The organism is Ileibacterium valens, from assembly GCF_001945525.1.
Lineage (GTDB): Bacteria > Bacillota_I > Bacilli_A > Erysipelotrichales > Erysipelotrichaceae > Ileibacterium > Ileibacterium valens.
The window spans coordinates 1-3763 of the sequence record NZ_MPJW01000243.1 but is presented as its reverse complement, the minus strand read 5'-3'; the positions used below and the strand labels follow the sequence as shown (position 1 = coordinate 3763).

At 39.5% G+C, this 3763-nt stretch carries 4 protein-coding genes and 1 rRNA gene; 1 reads left to right on the top strand and 4 read right to left on the bottom strand.

Annotated features, from left to right (window positions below; genetic code table 11):
- The 4 genes from BO222_RS11485 to BO222_RS11470 form a co-directional block, all read right to left on the bottom strand.
- A 16S ribosomal RNA gene (locus tag BO222_RS11485) occupies positions 1-102 on the bottom strand; the annotation flags it as partial.
- A 453-nt stretch (positions 103-555) separates the two neighbouring features.
- The gene (locus BO222_RS11480) at positions 556-1533 is read right to left on the bottom strand and encodes a sensor histidine kinase (RefSeq protein ID WP_075820903.1); all 978 of its coding nucleotides are present in this window, start codon (positions 1531-1533) and stop codon (positions 556-558) included.
- Entirely contained in the window at positions 1533-2201 is a 669-nt protein-coding gene (locus BO222_RS11475) for a response regulator transcription factor (RefSeq protein WP_075820902.1), read from the bottom strand. Before BO222_RS11475 ends, BO222_RS11480 begins: the two co-directional genes overlap by 1 nt.
- A gap of 128 nt (positions 2202-2329) precedes the next feature.
- On the bottom strand, positions 2330-2920 hold the full coding sequence (locus BO222_RS11470) for a class I SAM-dependent methyltransferase (RefSeq protein ID WP_075820901.1): 591 nt from the start codon (positions 2918-2920) through the stop codon (positions 2330-2332).
- Between the two features lie 441 nt (positions 2921-3361).
- Here BO222_RS11470 and BO222_RS11465 point away from each other — a divergent pair.
- Positions 3362-3763 (top strand): hypothetical protein (locus BO222_RS11465; protein WP_143356877.1); only part of this gene is annotated, 402 nt, incomplete at its 3' end.

The window sequence follows — 3763 nt, the reverse complement described above, 5'->3', positions numbered from 1 at the left end:
TTACTCACCCGTTCGCCACTGTATCCAAAGATACCGTTCGACTTGCATGTATTAGGCATGCCGCCAGCGTTCATCCTGAGCCAGGATCAAACTCTCCATTTGATTTGACTCAACGCTTTTGCGTTTTATTTTATTTTTTGATTGTTCAGGTTGAATTGACTTGTACTTGGTTTGTTTGTTTAACCTGTACCAATTGGTACTTGTACATACTGTCTGTAAAGTTTTCAAAGAACGAGTTATTTGTGAAAATTTATTTATCTTTCACAAGCTTGTTTATCTTACTCCCTGTCCTGATCAAAGTCAAGGTTTTTTTGTGAATTATTTTTAATTTTTCACAATCAGAGATTTTTGCCCTTAGATAAAGGAGTTTGGATATTCCAGACCGCTGTTTCAGTTTGAATTTTTCAATCAATTTCTTAAACAGCTTGCTTACCTTAATCCCTAACAAAAGAAAGATCAAGGCTTTTGAACATTTTTTATGCCCGACTCAGACCTATATTAAATTCTTTTTTTTTGCAGCATCCTTTTTATAGCTGCTTACCGATAGGCATTGAACTAATCCTGAATCTTCAGCTCTTCTGGAAATCCCAAAATAACTCGAGTTCCCTTTTGCGGCTCTGATTCAATTTTGATTGTATGATTCAATTGATTCAAAATCCTGCCGCACAAATAGAGTCCAATTCCACTGGATTCCTTACTAGTATGGCCTGATATTCCTGTAAAACCTTTTTCAAAAATTCTTGGCAAGTCCTGTTTAGAAATACCACATCCATGATCTTCTATAATTAATTCTCCTCTGTCTGCAAGACTTTGTATTTTTATCACGCTGTTTGAGCTGGAGTATTTTAATGCATTCGAAAGAATCTGAGAGATTACAAAGGCAAGCCACTTATTGTCAGTTACCGCCATCAGATTTTCTCCCTGAAAATCAACAGCGATTTTCTTTCGAATAAAAGATCCTGCATTGGCCCGAATTTCCTCCCGGACAATCTGATCGATATTTTGTCTGGATAAAACAAAATCAGTACTCGCTGAACTCAGGCGAATATACGCCATGGCCGAATTCACATAACTTTCTAATCGCGAAAGCTGACTTTTCAGTTCTCCAGGCTCTGTTTCGTTTGACTCCAGCATCAGTTTCATTGCGAAAATCGGGAGTTTTGCCTGATGAGTCCACATCGAAAAGTAATCTGAAAGCTCCTTTTTTTCAGACTCATACTCATTATCAAGCTGTCTGATTCTTGTCTCCAGCTCCTGAAGCTTCATCACAAAAGGATAGGCGGAATCTGAATAATGCGATTCATTAAAATCATCCACCTGCAGATCCGATTGAATTTTTTTGATTTCAAACACTTTAAATCCGGTATACAATGCGATACCAACCAGGATCAGCACACTGTAAAATAGCCAGAGATCCAATTTATTCACATATAAATAATTCAGAAACAAAATCGCTGCATCGGATATCAGAAGAGTCAGCACAACCGCGCGAATCTGATCCCACAACATTCGAATCATCGTTCTCTTTTTCATCAGATCATATAACCCTTTCCTTTGCGGGTCTGAATATAGTCTTCCAGTCCCAACGCCAGCAGCTTCTTTCGCAATCGATTGATATTGACCGAAAGCGTATTTTCATCAATATAACAATCGGTTTTCCACAAAGCCTCCATAAGGGTTTCGCGGCTGACAATCTGATTTTTATGTTCCATCAGAATTTTAAGAATTCTCTCTTCATTTTTAGACAGAACAATACTTTGATCCTTATAGAACACTTCTCCTGAATCAGTATCCAGACGAACCTGATGATGTTCAAGAATATTTGATTTTGGAGTATAGTCATATGTTCTTCGGAGCAATGCCTGGATCTTGCTTACCAGGATCGCCATATCAAAAGGTTTCGTGATGTAATCATCAGCGCCCTGGGTTAATGCAGTCAGAATACTCGAATTTTCATCTGCGGAAGATATAAAAATAATCGGTAGCGAAGAGATTTTGCGGATCTGAGCCGTCCAGTAAAAGCCATTCTTTTCGGGCAGATAAAGATCCATCAAAATCAGATCCGGTTTCCAGGCAATCACTTCTTCTACAATCTGTTTAAACGATCTAAGAGTTCTGACTTCAAATCCCCATCCCAACAGCGCCTGCTTCAAAGAATTTTGAATGGCTTCATCGTCTTCAACAATCATAATTCGATACATCGTTCCACATCCTTTCCATTCCAATCTCCAAAACACTTTGCTACCTTATATTTTAACTTTCAGAAACTTCTCTTATCTGACATTTTAAATTTCATCCGGCGCAATCTTCAAACAAAAAAAAGCCAGCCTTATCGACTGACTTCAAGAATCCAGAATCCTTTATCCCGATTGGCCCGCCTTACGATATACCCCTGATCTTCCATATATTTAACCGCCGAAGCGGCTCCATGCTGTTTTCGAATCACGATCCACAGTTTTCCATCTGAAGTTAAATGGGTCACTGCTTCATCAAAAAGTCGATATATAGTCTCTTTACCAGTTCGAATCGGTGGATTTAACAATATACAGTCAAATTTCTCATTCAGATTCTGAATACCATCCTGTACAACTACTGTGCCATCCACTTTAGTGTGCTCATAATTCTTTTTGGCCAATCTGGCAGCTCTGGCATTTGTATCCACACCTGTGATTGTCGAATTCCAGAACGTTCCTAACACCACACCGACTGCTCCGGTTCCACAACCCAGATCCAGAACATTCTTCTGCGGTTTAGACTGTTCAAGTACGGTTTCAAGAAGGATGCGTGTTCCGGTATCCAACTTATCACTCGAAAACACTCCGGAATCACTTTCCAGTTCGAATGATTTTTGATTGAGCTCAAAATGGATTTGCATCGGTCTGCTTTGAACATTTAAGTCTTCCTGATAATAATGCGACATAAATAACACCTCCACTCAATTCCACGATGCATTCATTTCACAATCTATTCTATAGTTTCAATCAGATTTGCGCTTGTCATAGCTGTTTTGTATATAGACGAGCAGAATGCAAAAGCATTTTGAATAGAACCAACATTCTCCCCGCATTCAAATTCATCAGCAATCAAAAAGCAAAAAAACCGGACAGAGATCCTGAAGTCCGGCTTTGTATCTGTGATTCATTTTTTCTGTCAGAAAATCATTGTTTCTTTTTTTACAGTTTTTTTATCAATGTCGTTAAGTTAAGGAGTGTCTTCCATGCGGAATTCGCTCCTCGTTTTTTTGATTTTTAACACAAGCAGTGGAGTTACTCCAAAAGTTTATAAATTATCCGAATATGGCACTTGACAGACCGAAGCTCGGAACTAATCCATAATCCGAAGGATTTCGGAGGTGGTTATTTTGACCCATTCGAAATCCCCTAAACAGTATCGCCAAATCTTCTATTCTTACCTGGACGGTCTGACAGACTGCCCGGATCGTTCCCTGATTGAAGGCGAAGCCTTCACGCGAAACAGAAAAATTGGCCTTTCCCGTATTGCTCGTTTTATCGCTTCTCTGACAAGCGGCTCTATTGGCCAGCAGAATCTGACTTACTTCAAGACGCATAAAATCCAGGTCACTGACTCTGCCATATGTCAGGCTCGAAGCAAGTTCGACCACACAGTTTTAAAGATCGCCTGTCTGGGCTTTACTGATGAGCTTGTTCAGGAATCTCCTTTATTCAAAGGAAAATACAGACTCATTGGCGTAGACGGATCCAACTTTCCAATCCTGCCCAATCCTGATGAACCTCAGAACTGT